This is a genomic window from Sulfitobacter sp. SH24 (assembly GCF_965641895.1).
Lineage (GTDB): Bacteria > Pseudomonadota > Alphaproteobacteria > Rhodobacterales > Rhodobacteraceae > Sulfitobacter > Sulfitobacter dubius.
This window is the reverse complement of sequence record NZ_OZ282575.1, coordinates 311770-327862: the sequence shown is the minus strand read 5'-3', so window position 1 is coordinate 327862 and position 16093 is coordinate 311770. Positions and strand designations below refer to the sequence as shown.

Here is a 16093-nt window from a genome sequence, read left to right as displayed (position 1 = left end):
TAGGTCGCTTTACCGCAAGGCGCCCGAGGCGCGCAATTGTTCTGCGCCCTCTTTATCGTACCACCAGAAATCAAGGTAACCCAAGGCATAGGCCGGAATCTCTTCGGGGTGGTCGTATTGATCGTAGTAGGCGACCCAATAGCTGTCGTTGTACCACGTCGGGATCATGAAAAATTCATGCCGCAGCGCCCGGTCAAGCGCCATAAGGGCGGCGTCCTCTTCCTCGGCTGTTTCAGCGTCTAGTGAGGCTTCGATAATCGCGTCCACCATCGGGCTGGCCAGACCAGAAGGGTTAAAGAGCGAGAATTCAGCCGCCTCAGACCCGTAGCGTTGCGACAACCCCGTACCGGTGCCAAGGAAGGCCGCGTAGGCATCGTAGATCATGTCGTAGTCGCGATCACGCTCGCGTGCAGTGTATTGCGAACTGTCCACCTTCTCGAGCCGGGCGTCGATGCCGATAGATGTCAGATTGCCCACGAAATTCTCAATCACGGCAGAAATCGTTGGAGAGCCGGAGGAGTTCATTAGGAAGTTCAGTCGCAGCGGCTCGCCCGCCTCGTTGACGCGCATGCCGTTCTGCACGGTCCAGCCCGCCTCTTCCAAGAGCTTGGAGGCTTGCCGCGCGTTGCGACGGTCCAGCAGGCGACTGGAATCGGAGGTATGCGGCACCACGGCAGGCTCGCTCAGCATCTCAGCAGGCACCAGATCACCGAGGCTTTCCAGCAGCGCCAGCTCCGCCCCTTCGGGTGCGCCTTGCGCCATAAGCGGTGTGTCTTGGGTAAAGGAGGCGCGGTGGTTGAACAGCCCGTATTGCAGCGACTCGTTCGTCCACTCAAAGTTGAACATCAGCGCCACGGCTTCGCGCACGGCACGGTCCTGCAGCGCCTCACGTCCAAGGTTGAAGATAATTCCCGAGGGCGTAGGGGGCGAGCCGTCGGGCAGTTCCGCTTTCACGATATCGCCGTCGGTTACCTTGGAAAAGTCATATCCCGTCGCCCATTTCTTGGAATCGCCCTCAGCCCGGAAGGTGTATTCGCCTGCCTTAAACGCCTCAAACGCCGAGGTGTCGTCGCTGATGATCTCAAGTCGGATACGATCAAAATTCATGCGCCCGCGGTTAATCGGCAGGTCTTTCCCCCAATAGTCGGGATTGCGTTTCAGTACGATCCGTTTGGTCAGATCGACGCTTTCCACCATATAAGCACCCGATCCGGGAGGCGGGTCCATCCAGCTGTCTTTCAGGCCATTGCCGGTCTCTTCAAACCACGCTTTCGGCCATGCAGGCACGCCGCCTACCGTCTCAATCAAGCTGCGGCGCGAGATGCCGTCGGCAAAGGTAAATTTGACAGTGTGATCGTCCAGCGCCTCGACCTTGGGGATGCGTTTGCGCACCGCGTCGGCATAGGATTTCAGCCCCTCGTCCAAGAGTAGGTTGTGCGAGAATACGATGTCATGTGCGGTGACCGGGGTGCCGTCCGAAAACTGCGCCTCGGGGCGCATGTTGAAGATCACCCATGATTTATCTTCAGGGTACTCAAGACTTTCGCACAGCAGACAATAGCTCTCGCCATAGACATCTGCGGGCAGTGGCTCTCCGCTTGGCGCTTCGCCCAAAAGGCTCTCAAAGCCAAAGATCGAAAACAAATGCGCACGGCCCTTGCCGGAATAGGGGTTCATAGAATCGAGCGTGCCGACGAAGGGCAGCGAAATTTCACCCCCTTTGGGGGCATCGGGGTTCACATAGTCGAAATGCTCAAAATTCTCCGGGTATGTCAGATCACCGTAAAAGGAATAACCGTGGCTTTTGATGACCTTCTGCTCATGCGCCGTTGCTGAACCTGCCAACAAAGCAAGCACCGATATCGTCATCGTCGTTAACCATAGTGGAAGGGGGGCAAGGGCCGATGGACGGGTCGCGGCGCGGGTCTGGGCACGGGGCATAGGGCACTCCTTGGCGTGGCATAGTCCGGATCGTAGCGTCATGTAGGCTAACGCTGTGACGCGCCAAGATACAAGTTGCGAATATGTAAGGTTTGGGTCCAGCGGCGGTGTGTCGCGGATGTCGCGATGCGCCCCCGGCGTTATTTACCGTCGATTGTGCGGATCAATGCGTTGATCTCATCCGCCAGCACCTCTGGGTGATCTTTGGGGGTGAAATGCTTACCCTCCGCGATCCGGCGCAGCGGCGCGCTCAAGTCTTTCGCCAAGCGCTCACCATATTCGATCTTTTGGAAATCATCCGCCGCCCCCCAGACGATCCGCGCCGGGATATTGAGTGTAGGAAGCTTGTCTGCGATGGCCTTTGTATCTTCCACATCCAATGACTGCGCCTGCCGCACAAATGCCTCTGCCTCTCCGTGACGTGCGTAGTGCGGGGCGTGCGCGTCAAAGGCGGCCTCTGCGGCAGCGTCAGTTACATGGCCTTTCGAGAACATCGTTTTTAGCAGTTTGTGGAATGAACCATCTGGCGCATGTTTCGTCACGCTGCCGGTTGTGGCCACCGCGCTGACCAAAGGTACGGGCCATGAATCATAGCTGATCGCATTGGTCAGCAGCAGCCCGCTTACCATTTCAGGGTGGCGCACCGCTGCGATCTGCGCAACGCCGCCGCCAAGGTCATGGGCGGCAAGCACCGCACGGTCAATGCCTTGGTCGCGCATCCATGCGACCAAGTAATCCGCCTGTGCTGAAACCGAAATATCGCGCCCTTCGCCCTGCGGGATTGACCCGCCATAGCCCGGCATTTCCCAAGCCAGAACACGTCGGCCCTGAATTTTCCGCGCAACATCACGCCAAAGCGCGGGACATGTAGGAATACCGTGGAGCAGGATGACAGGATCCCCCGCCCCCATCTCTTCCCAACGCATTTCGATTCCATCGACCGTAGATGTGTGACTTTGCATGGCGCGTCTCCTTTCGGTGTGGACGTTTCATTGCCCAACACCTGCCAAAAGAAGTCGTTCCACCCGCCAAAAACGCAAAAGCCGCCCCTTGGGGCGGCTTTCACTCACGCATTGCAGCGTGGACTTAGTTGGAAACGCTTTGCAGGTAGGCGATCACGTCAGCGCGGTCTTCGACTTTACGCAGACCGGCGAAACCCATGGTGGTGCCCGGAGCATAGCCTTTGGGGCTCGTAAGGAAGGCGCTCAGCTCTTCCGGGGTCCAGCTTCCGTCGAGCGAGGTCAGCGCGCCGGAGTAGCCGAAATCACCAACGGCGGCGATGTCACGGCCAACCACACCGTCAAGGTGCGGACCAACTGCGTTGGACCCGTCAACCTTGTGGCAGGCGGCGCATTTGCGGAACACTTTGGAGCCGCTGTCGGCATCGGCTTCGGCCATGACAGCAGCAAAATCGATCTCTTCGCCGCCTTCGTCACCGCCGGCGTCCGCCACTTCGATCACATAGGACGCTTCCCCATGAGCATCGGCATGGTAAATCTCTTCACCCGCCCATTTGCCCAGCAGAAGCACCAACCAGGCGCCGAATACGCCGGCTGCGATTTTTGTCAGGGTCATTGTATCGAACATGCGTCAGGGTCCATCACTTGGTATTGGTACCATGGGCGGGCCATGGTTCTTGGCATCGTTGCCCGCGTATCTATTGCTTTCCCTTGGCGCAGGCAAGGTGTAGTTACCGCGACCAATTGCCCTTCCCCGCGCCTTTTGCAGCAGGATACGATCCATGACCCCCCAGACCACGCCCCGCATCGCCTTTCAGGGGGCCCTTGGCTCCTATAGTCATGAGGCTTGCATTCGCGCTTGCCCCGACATGGAACCGGTGCCGTGCCAATCGTTCGAAGGGGTTTTTCGCGCGGTCAGCGAGGGTCGTGCGGATCTGGCGATGTTGCCCGTGGAAAACACCACATACGGGCGCGTGGCAGATATTCACCGGCTGCTGCCCGAAAGCGGGCTGCATATCATCGGCGAGGCCTTTGTGCGGGTGCGCATCGCCTTGATGGCCCGCCCCGGTGTGGCACTGGAAGACATCAAACATGTTCGCGCGCATCTGGTGTTGCTGCCGCAGGCCCGCAGCTTCTTGCAAGAACACGGCATCACGTCCGAGCCAGCCGCTGATTCCGCCGGGGCCGCTACCGAATTGGCCGCCACCGAAGGCAGCACCGATGGGGTGCTGGCCGGTGAGGTCGCGGCAGAGATCAACGGCCTCAATGTGCTGGCCCGCGACATTGAGGATATGGACCACAACACCACCCGCTTTTTGCTGATGGCGCCCGAGATTGATCTCAGCCGCAGGTCCGAGCGGATGCTGACCACCTTTGTCTTTGAGGTGCGCAACATCCCCGCCGCCCTATACAAAGCGATGGGCGGGTTCGCGACCAACGGTGTAAACATGACCAAGTTGGAAAGCTATATGGTCGGCGGTTCCTTCACCGCAACACAGTTCTACGCCGACATTGAAGGCCACCCCGAAGACCCGGCCGTAAAACGCGCGCTGGATGAACTGGGCTACTTTACCAATATGCTGAAAATTCTAGGCGTCTATCCCGCCCATCCCGACCGGGGTGCACCGACCGGGATGTGACACGCGCGGATTTAGGCCTGAATGCCGCGGGCGTGGCGTTCTTCCATGCCCCGTGCATAATCAGCCACGCGTTCTTTGTATTTCTTGTTCAAGGTCGTCTTGGCCAACTTTAGCGATTGCACCCATAGCCGCGACGAGAGGTTCAAAGGTTTGATTTCTAGCGCCACCAGCACCCGCGTGCTGTTGCGCGACAGGGACATCAGTTCAAACGACATCTGCCCGGCCAGACCCTGCGACATGCTGTCGATCACCATCTCGTTGGGCCGGTCAAAACTGACCATCTCAAGCGTTAACTCCCGACGCTTGCCGCGCAGGGGGAAAACCGCATTCCATGTCATGCCAACGCCGGCCTTGGGCATGGTATCAACGCGCTGCACCTCGGCCCCGCGCCGCATGGCGGACCGCTCAAAGCTCTCAAAATCGCACAGCATGTCAAATACCGCTTCAATCGGCGCTTCGACGTCTTCTTTGGTCGAGAATTTCATTACGTCCGTTCCAATTCTTCTGCTCGTATTGTTCGTCAACACCGTAGTGACGGCGGGGCCTGTTAACGCAGTGTATCCGCAAGCCAGTTTTCCAGCAAGAAATGCGCGATGGCCCCGCGCCGGGCAGGCATCAGGCGCGGATGGCTTCCGTCAAAAACGTCCATCATTTCTTCTCGGGCAACCCAAAGCGCGTCTTCGATCTCAACCGGGTCGATGATCAACTCACGGCTGAGAGCTTCGCCAGCGCAGCCCAGCATCAACGACGCCGGGAAAGGCCACGGCTGACTAGATAGGTAATCCACCGCGCCGACCTGTACGCCCGCTTCTTCAAAAACCTCACGACGTACGGCAGCCTCGACCGTCTCGCCCGGTTCAACAAAGCCCGCAAGCAGCGAATACATCCCTTCGGGCCAGCCCGGGGAACGGCCCATGAGGACGGAATTTCCGTGCGTGATTAGCATGATAACCACCGGGTCAGTGCGCGGGAAATGCGCGGCACCGCAACTTGGGCAGACCCGCTGCCACCCCCCCTGCGCCAGATCGGTCGCGCAGCCGCAGCGAGCACAATGGCGGTGAGTTTCATGCCAGCCAAGGATCGCTTTACCGCTGGCGGCCAATTCCGCGTCGCGCGGATCAAGCCACGTCATCACCCGCCGCAATTCGGCAAAGGCCATGTCTTCGCCCAACAGCGGGTGACGCTGCTCGCTAGGGTCAAGGAAGGCACCCAGTTGCGATTGATCCAGATCGGCAGGTTGCCAGTTGGAGAGATCGACCGCAAACCGCGCCGCTCCGTCCTCGCGGCCCAGCAAGATCGCTGAGCCATCGGCCTCCTTCAACGCCGGGTGATCCAGAGGCAGCCGCACCAAGGCGGCAGGACGTTCGGGCGCTATCAAAGGCTTGCCGCGCCAAAAAACGATGGCCCGCGCCGCAGGGTCGGCCCGGAGCTGTTCCAGCGCATCGGTATTGCCGCGCAGCTCGCCCGCACGATCCAGCGCCGAGCCTCCAAAAGTTACCGTTTCCGCATGACGCATGGCGCTCTCCTGACGCGGGTTTTCCGCTTTGGGCCAAGCCATGCCACAGCGCGCGCAATATTGGCAATCCCATCCCCACTTGCCATAAAGGTTGTATTGTGCTCATATAAAAACACCTTAAAGTTGTGTGATTTTAACGAGTGATTACTTTTTCGGTGGACAGACGCTGCTCATATGCCTCGGCCGGTGCCGATCCTCCTGTAGGAACCACCCCGGCTGAAACACGTCTACGCATTCTCGCCACCACCGATTTACACATGCAAATTGTTGGGCATGATTATGTCAGTGACCGTTCTGTCGGGCATCATGGGCTGGCGGGCATCGCCACGCTTATCCGGACCGCCCGGCAAGAGGCCGCAGCCCAAGGTGCCGCTTGCGTTTTGCTGGACAACGGTGATCTGCTGCAGGGCAATGCGATGGGTGACCAACTGGCGCAGATGGCCGTATCCCCCGCGCACCCCGTCATCGCCTGTTTGAATCACTTGCGGTATGACGCCATTGGCTTGGGCAATCATGACCTCGACCATGGGCTGCCGTATCTCCGCGCGGTTGCGGGCGCGCTCGACATGCCGCTGGTATCGACCAACCTGCATCTGACCGAACCCGGCCCATTACGTCACTGGGCCATCGCCACTTGCCCCCTGCCGATGGCGGCTCTCCCTACGGCCGCAACACTACAGATTGGCCTGCTTTCCGTGCTGCCAATCAAGACGAAAATTTGGAACCGTGATGTTTTGGAAGGCCAAGCCCAAATCACCTGTGCGTTGGAAAGCCTTCGGTCCGCGGTGCCAAAATTGCGGGCAGCGGGGGCTGATCTGATCGTTCTGCTGGCCCATATGGGCATCGCACATAAAGACGAGGCCAAAGTCGAAGAAGACATCTGCGCCTTGGCTCAAGTCGACGGGATCGACGCGGTCATCACCGGCCACACTCACCGCCGCTTTCCAGGGCCAGATCATTCCGAAGGCAGCGGTGTGGACGCGCAGGCCGGGACGCTTTCACGGAAACCCGCTGCAATGCCGGGCTTTGGCGGGTCTGATCTGGCTGTTCTTGATCTTGCACTTAACCGTAATGCGCAGGGACGATGGAGCGTATTGAGCCACGAAAGCCGCCTGCGCTGTAACACCGTCAACACCCTAGCCGACCCTGTTGTGCTGAGTGCCGCACGGCCAAACCACACCGCAATCCGTGCGCAATTGGAAGAGGTCGTCGGCCATACCGACACGGCGCTGCACAACTTCTTCGCGCTTGCCATGCCCACCGCCATTGACGCACTGACCGCCCGCGCGCAGGCCAAGGTGATACGCGAAGGGGTGGCCGGTACGCCCGACGGCGATCTTCCCATCCTCGTCGCAACAGCCGCCCATACGGCAGGGGGGCGTGCTGGGCCGGGACATTTTCTACATATCCCGCCCGGACCGGTACAGCGCCGCCATATCGCCGGACTTGTCCCCTATCGCAACGAAGTCTGGGCGCTGCGCGTCACGGGTGCTGACCTTCGTCAGTGGTTGGAGACTGCGGCAGAGGTTTTTGCCCCGCTGGGGACCGTCGCGGGACCGCTGATTGATCCACACCGTCCGCCCTACCACTTTGATACGATTCACGGTGTAACCTATGAGATCAACCTGCGCCGCCCGCAGGGGGACCGCATCACCGCATTGTCATGGCAAGGCGTGCCAGTGACGGCAAAGCAGAAATATCTATTGGCCACGAACCAGTTTCGCGCAGCCGGAGGGGGGGGATTCGATTGCGCGCCCAAGGCCACTGTGGTGCTGCGCAATCCAATGCCATTGTCGGAGGCGCTGATCACCACCCTCGCCGATCCAAGCGCCGTCCTCTGGCCCGATGCCCCGCCATGGCGCTTCAGCGCTGTGGAGGCACAAGCAATCCTACATACCACTCCCGACGCGCTGCCCTTCATCAAAGAGATCGCGCATCTCTCCCCAAATCCCGGCGGAACAACGCCCTTAGGTTTTGCAGAAATACGGCTTCATCTGTGAGGCTTGCACTTTGGCCCTCTCTCTCCTATATGGGCATTGAGAGGTTGGTGCGGGCAGGCGCCTCGCCAACCCGGTCAGATCCGGAAGGAAGCAGCCGTAACGAGCCCCGCTTGGGTCGTTATCAGCCTCTCACCCAAGCATTATTGCGCAGCAATGGTGCGAGCCCCGGTAGTCGCTTCGCAGAAGCGATGACAGGGGCAAGCAGCCAAACTTCCTCACACTGCCCCCACTCAGGATGATGTTCCAGCTCGCCACAATAAAGCGCACGCCGCTTTTTGCGGTCAGCTGTACGTAGATGGCCCGATGGGGATGGGCTCCCCCTTACCCCATCACAACTGGTCCGCCTTAAACGTGTCACACTGCGCCATCTCGCCGCTTTCATAGCCGCGCTCGAACCAACGCGCACGCTGCTCTGACGTGCCGTGGGTAAAGGTATGTGGCTGCGGCACCTGACCGGCCTGACGCTGCAAATGGTCATCCCCGATCATCCGCGCCGCGTTCAGCGCCTCTTCGAGGTCGCCCTTCTCCATCAGCCCTTCGACATTTGACGCCCAGATCCCTGAGAAACAATCAGCCATCAGTTCAAGCCGCACGGTCAGGGCATTTGCCTCAACCTCGGAGGACTGCTGCCGCATCCGTGCCACCTGCGGCAGCACGCCAATCTCATTCTGCACGTGGTGCGCGACCTCATGGGCGATCACATAGGCTGCTGCGAAATCCCCTCCGGCACCTAGGCGCTGGTCCAACGTGCGGAAAAACGCGGTGTCGAGATAGGCCATATTATCCGCCGGGCAGTAGAACGGCCCCGTCGCGCCAGAGGCCCCACCGCAGGCGCTTTGGGTCACATTCTCAAACACAACGAGTTGAGGCGGCGTATAGGTTTCCCCCAATTGTTCTTGGAAGACGCGGCTCCAAACCTGCTCGGTCGTGGTGAGCACGCGGGCAGCAAAATCGACCTGCGGATCTTCGCTGTCGCTCAGCGGACGTGACTGTTGGACCTGACCGCCACTTTGGCCGGTCAGCAGCGGGGTAACGTCAATGCCCGTGAAATAGCCGATTGCCAAAACCGCCAGCACACCGACCAGACCTAGCCCCCCTGCCTTGCCCGCCCCACCGCTGCGGCGAATGACATTCTTGCTCCGCCCAATTCCCCGCAACCGCATAAATCGTCCCCGCTATGTCAAAGCTTATTGCCACATGAACGCGCAAAGCGCAGTTTGGTTCAATGAGTGATAAGAATGACCTAGCCGAAGACCGCACCGATTGGGCCGAGGATCGCACGATTCTGGCCAATGAGCGCACCTTTGCGGGCTGGTTGCGCACCGGCATGGCCGCCGTGGCCGTAGCGATCGGTCTGCGCGCCGTGTTCGGAGAATTCGAGCCGACATGGGTGGCGAAAGCCGTGGCATCGGTCTTCATCATAGCCGCGCTCTATGTCTATTGGGCCGCGCAGGCGTCGGCGGCGAAAACCCAAAAACGGCTGAGTGACCATCACGCCCATGCCCAACCCAACAGCCGCATGAAAATCTTGGCGATCCTCCTTGCTTTCGCCTCGGCCGGGGTCGGCGCAATTCTCTGGATGCTCTGAGCCTTCCGCAAGCACGGTAGACGCCACGGCGCGGAGCGCCTAGTTTACGGCCTTGACCGAATCCGATCTGGGGCACCATGACAGATACATCCGCCTACCGCGTTCTGGCCCGCAAATACCGGCCCGAAACCTTCGCCGATCTCGTCGGCCAAGATGCCATGGTCCGCACGCTCAAGAACGCATTCGCAGCCGACCGGATCGCGCAGGCTTTTGTGATGACGGGCATTCGCGGCACCGGTAAGACCACCACGGCGCGGATCATCGCCAAGGGGATGAACTGCATCGGGCCTGACGGCAACGGCGGGCCGACGACCGATCCCTGCGGCGTCTGCGAGCACTGCACCGCCATCATGGAAGGCCGCCACGTCGACGTAATGGAGATGGACGCGGCCTCGAACACTGGCGTCGCCAACATCCGCGAGATCATCGATTCGGTACACTACCGCGCGGCCTCGGCCCGTTACAAAGTCTATATCATCGACGAAGTGCACATGCTCTCAACCGGCGCGTTCAACGCGCTGCTCAAGACGTTGGAAGAGCCACCCGAACACGTCAAATTCATCTTCGCGACCACCGAGATCCGCAAGGTGCCGGTGACGGTGCTGTCGCGCTGCCAACGCTTCGATCTGCGCCGGATCGAGCCCGAAGTGATGATCGCTCTGCTGCGCAAAATCGCCACAGCCGAGGGGGCCGAGATCACCGACGACGCGCTGGCGCTCATCACCCGCGCCGCCGAAGGCTCCGCCCGCGACGCGACCTCGCTGCTGGATCAGGCCATCAGCCACGGCGCGGGCGAAACCGGCGCCGAACAGGTCCGCGCGATGCTGGGTCTGGCCGACCGTGGTCGGGTGCTGGACCTTTTCGACATGGTGCTGCGCGGCGATGCCGGTGCCGCGCTGACCGAACTTTCCGCGCAATACGCCGATGGGGCCGACCCGATGGCGGTGCTGCGCGATCTGGCCGAGATCACCCATTGGGTGTCGGTTGTGAAAATCACCCCCGACGCTGCCGAAGACCCTACAATCGCCCCCGAAGAACGTGCCCGCGGTCAGCAAATGGCCGAGACCCTGCCGATGCGGGTGCTCACGCGGCTCTGGCAAATGCTACTGAAAGCGCTGGACGAAGTCGCCGCCGCGCCCAATGCGATGATGGCCGCCGAAATGGCCGTGATCCGCCTGACCCATGTGGCCGACCTGCCTTCGCCCGAGGAACTGGTACGCAAGCTGCAAAACAGCACGCCACCCCCGGCCCCCGGCCCCGTCGGTGGTGCCGGTGGCGGCGGCAATGGCGCGCCCCAAGGCAGCACCGGCGCGCAGGCCGTGCAACACGCCCAGCAGCGCATGGCATCGAACCCCGGTCCACAGGGGCAGACCACCGCCTTGGCGCAAGACCTGAACGCCGCGTTGGCCCGCTTCCCGACATTCGAACATGTGGTTGAGCTGATCCGCGTGAACCGCGATGTAAAACTGCTGGTCGAGGTCGAAACCTGCCTGCAACTGGCCGCCTATCAGCCCGGTCGCATCGAATTCGTCCCCACCGACGACGCCCCGCGCGATCTGGCGCAACGGCTGGGGCAAAAGCTGCAACTCTGGACCGGCAACCGCTGGGCGGTGTCGCTGGTCAATGAGGGCGGCGCCGAAACCATCGCGCAGATCCGAGACGCGCGCGAACTGGCGCTGAAGAAACAGGCCCAAGAACATCCGATGATGCAGGCCGTGTTGGCACAGTTCCCCAAAGCCCGCATCACCGCGATCCGGACCCCCGAAGACATCGCCGCCGCCGCCACGGCAGAGGCGCTGCCAGAGGTCGAAGACGAATGGGATCCGTTCGAGGACGGTTGATCCACGCCCCCTCACGCCACATATAAAAGACAACACAACAAGGAGACCCCAGATGCTCAAGGGATTAGGCGGCCTCGGCGATATGGCCGGGATGATGAAAAAAGCGCAGGAAATGCAGGGCAAAATGGCCGAACTGCAAGAGGAGATGCACAACATCACCGTTGAGGGTGAATCTGGTGCGGGCCTCGTCAAAGCGACCTGTAGCGCCAAGGGTGAGTTGAAGGGGCTCGATATCGACCCGTCGATCTTTAACAAAGACGAGAAAGAGGTCGTCGAAGACCTGATCCTTGCCGCCATTAAGGATGCTCAGAGCAAAGCCTCGGACCGCGCTCAGGCCGAGATGAGCAAGCTGACCGAAGGCATGGGCCTGCCCGCAGGTATGAAACTGCCCTTCTAAACGGTTGGGGCGGAAACGCCCCTCCCCTCCCTCTTCCCACAGGTGCCATTCTTGAGCTCTACCCGCGACATTGACGCCCTGATTGAGCTGATGGCGAAATTGCCCGGCCTTGGCCCCCGCTCGGCCCGGCGCGCAGTGCTGCACCTGATCCGCAAGCGCGCGCTGCTGCTGACCCCCCTGTCTGACCTGATGCAGACCGTCGCCGTCACGGCGCGGGAATGTCTGAACTGCGGCAACGTGGGCACCGCTGATGTCTGTGATATCTGCACCTCCGAAAAACGCGCGAATGGTGAGCTTTGCGTGGTCGAGGATGTGGCCGACCTTTGGGCGATGGAACGGTCCGGCGTGTTCAAGGGGCGCTATCATGTGCTGGGCGGCACGCTCTCGGCGCTGGATGCCATCGGCCCGCAGGAATTGCGTATCCCGCGTCTGGTGGACCGGATCGACACCGAAGGCGTGAGCGAGGTGATCCTCGCGCTCAACGCCACGATCGACGGGCAGACCACGGCGCATTACATCGCGGATCAGTTGGAGGGCCGGGTGCGGCTCACCTCCCTCGCTCAAGGGGTGCCGATTGGCGGGGAGTTGGATTACCTCGACGACGGGACGATCACCGCCGCAATGCAGGCGCGTAAGTCGATTTAACCCTACCCAGAATCAAAGCGGGCCGCCCGCTCCTCCCAAAGCAGACGGCCCTTTTCCGTGGCGACGCAGATCGTGCTGTCAGAGCACGATCACATCAAGCGGCGGAAATCCGTTGAACCCAACCGAACTGTACGAGCTTGTGTAGGCTCCGCAAGCACGAATCATCACTTTATCGCCATCGCGCAGGGCCAAAGGCAGGTGAATGGGGCGTTTTTCGTAGAGAATATCCGCCGAATCGCAGGAGGGGCCGGCCAAAACGCAGGGTCCGGTCTCTTCGCCGTCATGCGGGGTGACGAACTGATAGCGAATCGCTTCGCCCTCGGTCTCGGCCAGTCCCGAGAAGCGACCTATATCCAGATAGACCCAGCGGTGCAGATCATCCGCAGACTTGCGGCTGACCAGCATGACTTCGGCAGCGATGTGACCAGCCTCGGCCACCAGACCACGGCCCGGCTCTGCCATGACCTGGGGCACGTCGCCAAAGCGGGCTTTGACGGCGCGCATCACGGCCGCGGCATAGGCGCGGGGCGCTTCGATATTCTCGCCGTAGAACGCGGGGAAACCGCCGCCGAGGTTCAGCAGTTGCAGGTCATGACCGTCCGCGCGAGCGGCGTGCCACAGAGGTGCCACCTGATCCAGCACCGGGTTCCAGAACTCAGCCTTGCGGGTCTGCGAGCCGACGTGAAAGGACAGGCCAAATGGCACAAGACCCACGGCCACCGCATGGTTCAGAAGCGCGGGCAGCGCCGAACCGGCACAGCCGAATTTCCGGCTGAGCGGCCAGTCGGCCATGGAGTTTTCAACGATCAAGCGCAGGTAGACCCGCGCGCCGGGCGCATGGGCGGCGATCTTATCGAGCTCCGCTTCGCTGTCGGCTGCGAACAAGGTCACCCCCGCCGAATGGGCGAAGGCGATGTCCGAAGCGCGTTTGATGGTGTTGCCGAAAGAGATGTTTTCGGGCTTCGCCCCTTGGCTCAGGCACAGTTCGATCTCGGCCCGCGAAGCCGCGTCGAAGCCGGAGCCTTTCTTGACCAGCAGACGAATGATCTCCGGCGCCGGGTTCGCCTTGACCGCGTAGTGGATATGCGCGTCGCCTAAGCCCTTGTGCAGCGCGTCATATTGCGCGGCCACACGGTCGCGACTGATCACCAGCGTTGGCTTGTCAAAGCTGTTGACGGCGATATAGGCCGCAGCCGGGTCGGCGTGAAAGGACGGTGCGGCGCGCAGGGCGCCGGGGACTGTAGCATTCATGGTCATCTCCAAAGAGCAGGTGGGGCTCGTTCCCCGCGTGTCGTTTCAAGAGACGTTACCGTCGCTACATAAACGCGGGTCAGTCAGAGTAGGAACTGACCGGCCAGAGGCGCGTGCGTTGGCGTCTGTAATGCGCCACATACGCCGTTTTAGGATTCGTACAAGAGGTAAAATTGCCCCTGATGCAGATTGTTAGTTTTGCTCGTCTTCCCAGTCACTGCCGATGGGATCGCGGTCCCTTTTTCGTTCTTCTTTGATCATATCTTTAGTTTTCTTTTCTTCCTCACGGTCGGCACCTTCGGGATCGCTTTCAGCGGCTTCTGTTTCGGCCAAGGCCAGCACAAACCACATCGGGAAGTGATCCGAGCCGATCTTATCAAGCCGGTCCATTTCCAGCAGACGAAACTGCGGATCATGGAACAGGTGATCCAACGGCCAGCGCATCCAAGGCATCGTTGCGCTGAAGGTATTGTACATGCCGCGCCCCACGCGCGGATCCAAAAGGCCCGAAAGCCGCTGGAACCGCCGCGTCGTCGTGGACCACGCCACGTCATTCAGATCGCCTGTCACCACGGCAGGCAGCGAGTCTTTCTCAGCTTCGATACCGACCATCGCAATCTCGCTGTCGCGGCCCTTTGTGTCATGTTCGATCACAGGCGGTTCGGGGTGCACGACATAGAGGCGAAAATCCTCCCCCATCGGCAGATGCACCCGGGCGCGGATTGACGGCACCTCACGCGTTACCAATTCACGGACCTCCACCTCAGACAGCGGCAGCTTAGACATGACACACAGCCCATAGCCATTATCGAGCGGTACATCGATGCGCTGATCATAATTTTTGCCCAGCCCGTTGTCTAAGGCGTCAATCCAATCCTGATCCACCTCGATAGCCATGAAGATATCCGGCACGCGTGCCTCAACAAGGGCAATAAGTTTGCCATAGTCGCGGTTGGATTTTTTGACGTTCGCAGCCACCAGACTGAACTGGCGGTCCGTCTTTCTGCGCAATTCCGGTGACGCAGCCAACGATTGTTTGTGCCAAATCGGGGTGAATTTGATGATATATAGGGACTGAAGCGCAGCCACGCCCAGCATCAGCGCGATACCCACCATGCCGGAGGGGGTCGTCGCGCCCTGCGTTAGTGCAAAAGCTGCCGCCAGCAGCAATGCCAAATCTAGAAATTGCTCGCGGGGAAATGCCAGCCCCCGGATCGCACCGAACGGCAGTTTGCTCAGGGGCAGAAGACTGCACAGGATCAGCAACGCCGCCATTCCCCAAATTGCCCAATCCAATGCCGTTTCCAAATTCATCCCCCAGCGCGATGCGCCCCTATCTCAAATACAAAACAGGGCGTCGGAGAAACCGACGCCCTGTCACTTTAACACATCCTTGTGGCGAAAGTTCCTTCCGCCGCACCGCTCTGAGGGGGCTTAACCCTTGGCCTTATCCTCGGCGTCGTCATCTTCTTCGGTGCTGTCGGGCAGCGAGAAGAAGCTGTCGGCATCTGAGTAATCGCCCTTCGAGTGATCTTCTTCATCGTCGTCCGTGCTGTTGCCGGAGAGGGTGAATGTTTCCAGACCTTCGATGGCCGTTGGGATCTTGGGCTCGTTATCCATGCCAAGGCTCTGCTCTGTCGACACCAGCTTGCGGCGCTCGTCGTCGTTCATCACTTCGCCCGCAGCGGCCTTTTTCGCGGCAGCCTTTTGCACGGCAGCATCAAGTTCGGATTGTTTGCACAGGCCAAGAGCAACCGGATCGATTGGCTGGATGTTGGAGATGTTCCAGTGCGTGCGCTCGCGAATCGCTTGGATCGTCGGCTTGGTGGTGCCCACCAGCTTGCTGACCTGACCGTCGCTGAGTTCGGGGTGGAACTTGACCAACCACAAGATCGACGCCGGACGGTCCTGACGTTTGCTGAGCGGTGTGTAGCGCGGGCCGCGGCGTTTTTCTTCGCCCTCGGCGGCGGCGTTGAACTTGAGCTTCAGCTTGTGCATCGGGTTGTCTTGCGCCGCGTCAATTTCTTCTTGCGTCAGCTGGTTGTTGGCAACCGGGTCAAACCCTTTCACACCCTGTGCAACGTCGCCATCGGCGATGCCCTGCACTTCCAACTCATGCATCCCGACGAAATCGGCGATCTGCTTGAAGCTGATGGTGGTGTTGTCCACGAGCCAAACGGCGGTGGCTTTGGCCATAATCGGTTTTGCCATGTCACTCTCCTAAAAACGCAATTTTCCCGTCGCCTGAAAGGCTGTCCTGTCTGGCAGAACGGTCTTCATTGTCGGGGAAGTTGGCGGCTGTATACTAACTCAAA

Annotated in this window: 15 protein-coding genes and 1 other RNA gene; 7 read left to right on the top strand and 9 right to left on the bottom strand. The window is 60.4% G+C overall.

The window, feature by feature from the left end:
- Positions 1-9: 9 nt before the first annotated feature.
- From ACSQ16_RS04010 to ACSQ16_RS04000, 3 genes are all read right to left on the bottom strand, one after another.
- Positions 10-1941, bottom strand: coding sequence for an extracellular solute-binding protein (locus ACSQ16_RS04010; protein WP_435988594.1), 1932 nt, complete (start codon positions 1939-1941; stop codon positions 10-12).
- 140 nt (positions 1942-2081) lie between these two features.
- Positions 2082-2903 carry an alpha/beta fold hydrolase gene (locus ACSQ16_RS04005; protein ID WP_243261591.1) on the bottom strand — a complete coding sequence of 274 codons (822 nt, stop codon included), beginning with the start codon at positions 2901-2903 and terminating at the stop codon, positions 2082-2084.
- Between the two features lie 124 nt (positions 2904-3027).
- The gene (locus ACSQ16_RS04000; protein ID WP_093927335.1) at positions 3028-3528 is read right to left on the bottom strand and encodes a c-type cytochrome; all 501 of its coding nucleotides are present in this window, start codon (positions 3526-3528) and stop codon (positions 3028-3030) included.
- 154 nt (positions 3529-3682) lie between these two features.
- Here ACSQ16_RS04000 and ACSQ16_RS03995 point away from each other — a divergent pair, with 154 nt between their 5' ends.
- Positions 3683-4540, top strand: coding sequence for a prephenate dehydratase (locus ACSQ16_RS03995; protein ID WP_243261592.1), 858 nt, complete (start codon positions 3683-3685; stop codon positions 4538-4540).
- A gap of 11 nt (positions 4541-4551) precedes the next feature.
- Here the strand turns inward: ACSQ16_RS03995 and ACSQ16_RS03990 are convergent, their stop codons facing one another.
- The gene (locus tag ACSQ16_RS03990; protein WP_243261593.1) at positions 4552-5025 is read right to left on the bottom strand and encodes an SRPBCC family protein; all 474 of its coding nucleotides are present in this window, start codon (positions 5023-5025) and stop codon (positions 4552-4554) included.
- Positions 5026-5087: 62 nt separating this feature from the next.
- Positions 5088-6056, bottom strand: coding sequence for an NAD(+) diphosphatase (nudC, locus tag ACSQ16_RS03985; protein ID WP_243261594.1), 969 nt, complete (start codon positions 6054-6056; stop codon positions 5088-5090).
- A 257-nt stretch (positions 6057-6313) separates the two neighbouring features.
- Between nudC and ACSQ16_RS03980 the strand changes: the two genes are divergently transcribed.
- Together ACSQ16_RS03980 and ffs are read left to right on the top strand one after the other, a co-directional pair.
- The gene (locus ACSQ16_RS03980) at positions 6314-8056 is read left to right on the top strand and encodes a 5'-nucleotidase C-terminal domain-containing protein (RefSeq protein WP_435988593.1); all 1743 of its coding nucleotides are present in this window, start codon (positions 6314-6316) and stop codon (positions 8054-8056) included.
- A gap of 37 nt (positions 8057-8093) precedes the next feature.
- Positions 8094-8191, top strand: an RNA gene (ffs, locus tag ACSQ16_RS03975) — signal recognition particle sRNA small type.
- A 194-nt stretch (positions 8192-8385) separates the two neighbouring features.
- Here ffs and ypfJ read toward each other — a convergent pair.
- Complete coding sequence (gene ypfJ / locus ACSQ16_RS03970) at positions 8386-9219, bottom strand: KPN_02809 family neutral zinc metallopeptidase (protein WP_243261596.1); 834 nt, start codon at positions 9217-9219, stop codon at positions 8386-8388.
- A gap of 62 nt (positions 9220-9281) precedes the next feature.
- Between ypfJ and ACSQ16_RS03965 the strand changes: the two genes are divergently transcribed.
- The 4 genes from ACSQ16_RS03965 to recR all read left to right on the top strand — a co-directional run bounded on the left by ACSQ16_RS03965 (position 9282) and on the right by recR (position 12527).
- Positions 9282-9644, top strand: coding sequence for a YidH family protein (locus ACSQ16_RS03965; RefSeq protein ID WP_243261597.1), 363 nt, complete (start codon positions 9282-9284; stop codon positions 9642-9644).
- Between the two features lie 77 nt (positions 9645-9721).
- A complete protein-coding gene (locus tag ACSQ16_RS03960; RefSeq protein WP_243261598.1) occupies positions 9722-11485 on the top strand; it encodes a DNA polymerase III subunit gamma/tau in 1764 nt (587 codons plus the stop codon).
- 52 nt (positions 11486-11537) lie between these two features.
- The gene (locus tag ACSQ16_RS03955) at positions 11538-11882 is read left to right on the top strand and encodes a YbaB/EbfC family nucleoid-associated protein (protein ID WP_067624876.1); all 345 of its coding nucleotides are present in this window, start codon (positions 11538-11540) and stop codon (positions 11880-11882) included.
- Positions 11883-11933: 51 nt separating this feature from the next.
- Positions 11934-12527: a recombination mediator RecR gene (gene recR / locus ACSQ16_RS03950; protein ID WP_243261599.1), complete on the top strand. Its 594-nt coding sequence runs from the start codon at positions 11934-11936 to the stop codon at positions 12525-12527.
- Positions 12528-12605: 78 nt separating this feature from the next.
- Here recR and ACSQ16_RS03945 read toward each other — a convergent pair whose 3' ends face one another.
- The 3 genes from ACSQ16_RS03945 to ACSQ16_RS03935 form a co-directional block, all read right to left on the bottom strand.
- Positions 12606-13784, bottom strand: a complete 1179-nt coding sequence (locus ACSQ16_RS03945; RefSeq protein ID WP_243261600.1) for a type III PLP-dependent enzyme — start codon at positions 13782-13784, stop codon at positions 12606-12608.
- Positions 13785-13970: 186 nt separating this feature from the next.
- On the bottom strand, positions 13971-15074 hold the full coding sequence (locus ACSQ16_RS03940) for an endonuclease/exonuclease/phosphatase family protein (protein WP_243261601.1): 1104 nt from the start codon (positions 15072-15074) through the stop codon (positions 13971-13973).
- A gap of 138 nt (positions 15075-15212) precedes the next feature.
- Entirely contained in the window at positions 15213-15989 is a 777-nt protein-coding gene (locus tag ACSQ16_RS03935; protein ID WP_093927346.1) for a DUF1013 domain-containing protein, read from the bottom strand.
- Between the last annotated feature and the right edge of the window lie 104 nt (positions 15990-16093).

Bases quoted from the DNA above. Each gene is read 5' to 3' on its own strand.
- ACSQ16_RS03995 (WP_243261592.1), top strand. From the start codon at position 3,683: ATGACCCCCCAGACCACGCCCCGCATCGCCTTTCAGGGGGCCCTTGGC.
- ACSQ16_RS04005 (WP_243261591.1), bottom strand. From the start codon at position 2,903: ATGCAAAGTCACACATCTACGGTCGATGGAATCGAAATGCGTTGGGAA.
- ACSQ16_RS03990 (WP_243261593.1), bottom strand. From the start codon at position 5,025: ATGAAATTCTCGACCAAAGAAGACGTCGAAGCGCCGATTGAAGCGGTA.
- ACSQ16_RS03960 (WP_243261598.1), top strand. From the start codon at position 9,722: ATGACAGATACATCCGCCTACCGCGTTCTGGCCCGCAAATACCGGCCC.
- ACSQ16_RS03980 (WP_435988593.1), top strand. From the start codon at position 6,314: ATGCAAATTGTTGGGCATGATTATGTCAGTGACCGTTCTGTCGGGCAT.
- ypfJ (WP_243261596.1), bottom strand. From the start codon at position 9,219: ATGCGGTTGCGGGGAATTGGGCGGAGCAAGAATGTCATTCGCCGCAGC.
- ACSQ16_RS04010 (WP_435988594.1), bottom strand. From the start codon at position 1,941: ATGCCCCGTGCCCAGACCCGCGCCGCGACCCGTCCATCGGCCCTTGCC.
- ACSQ16_RS03965 (WP_243261597.1), top strand. From the start codon at position 9,282: ATGAGTGATAAGAATGACCTAGCCGAAGACCGCACCGATTGGGCCGAG.
- ACSQ16_RS03945 (WP_243261600.1), bottom strand. From the start codon at position 13,784: ATGACCATGAATGCTACAGTCCCCGGCGCCCTGCGCGCCGCACCGTCC.
- ACSQ16_RS04000 (WP_093927335.1), bottom strand. From the start codon at position 3,528: ATGTTCGATACAATGACCCTGACAAAAATCGCAGCCGGCGTATTCGGC.
- ACSQ16_RS03955 (WP_067624876.1), top strand. From the start codon at position 11,538: ATGCTCAAGGGATTAGGCGGCCTCGGCGATATGGCCGGGATGATGAAA.
- nudC (WP_243261594.1), bottom strand. From the start codon at position 6,056: ATGCGTCATGCGGAAACGGTAACTTTTGGAGGCTCGGCGCTGGATCGT.
- ACSQ16_RS03935 (WP_093927346.1), bottom strand. From the start codon at position 15,989: ATGGCAAAACCGATTATGGCCAAAGCCACCGCCGTTTGGCTCGTGGAC.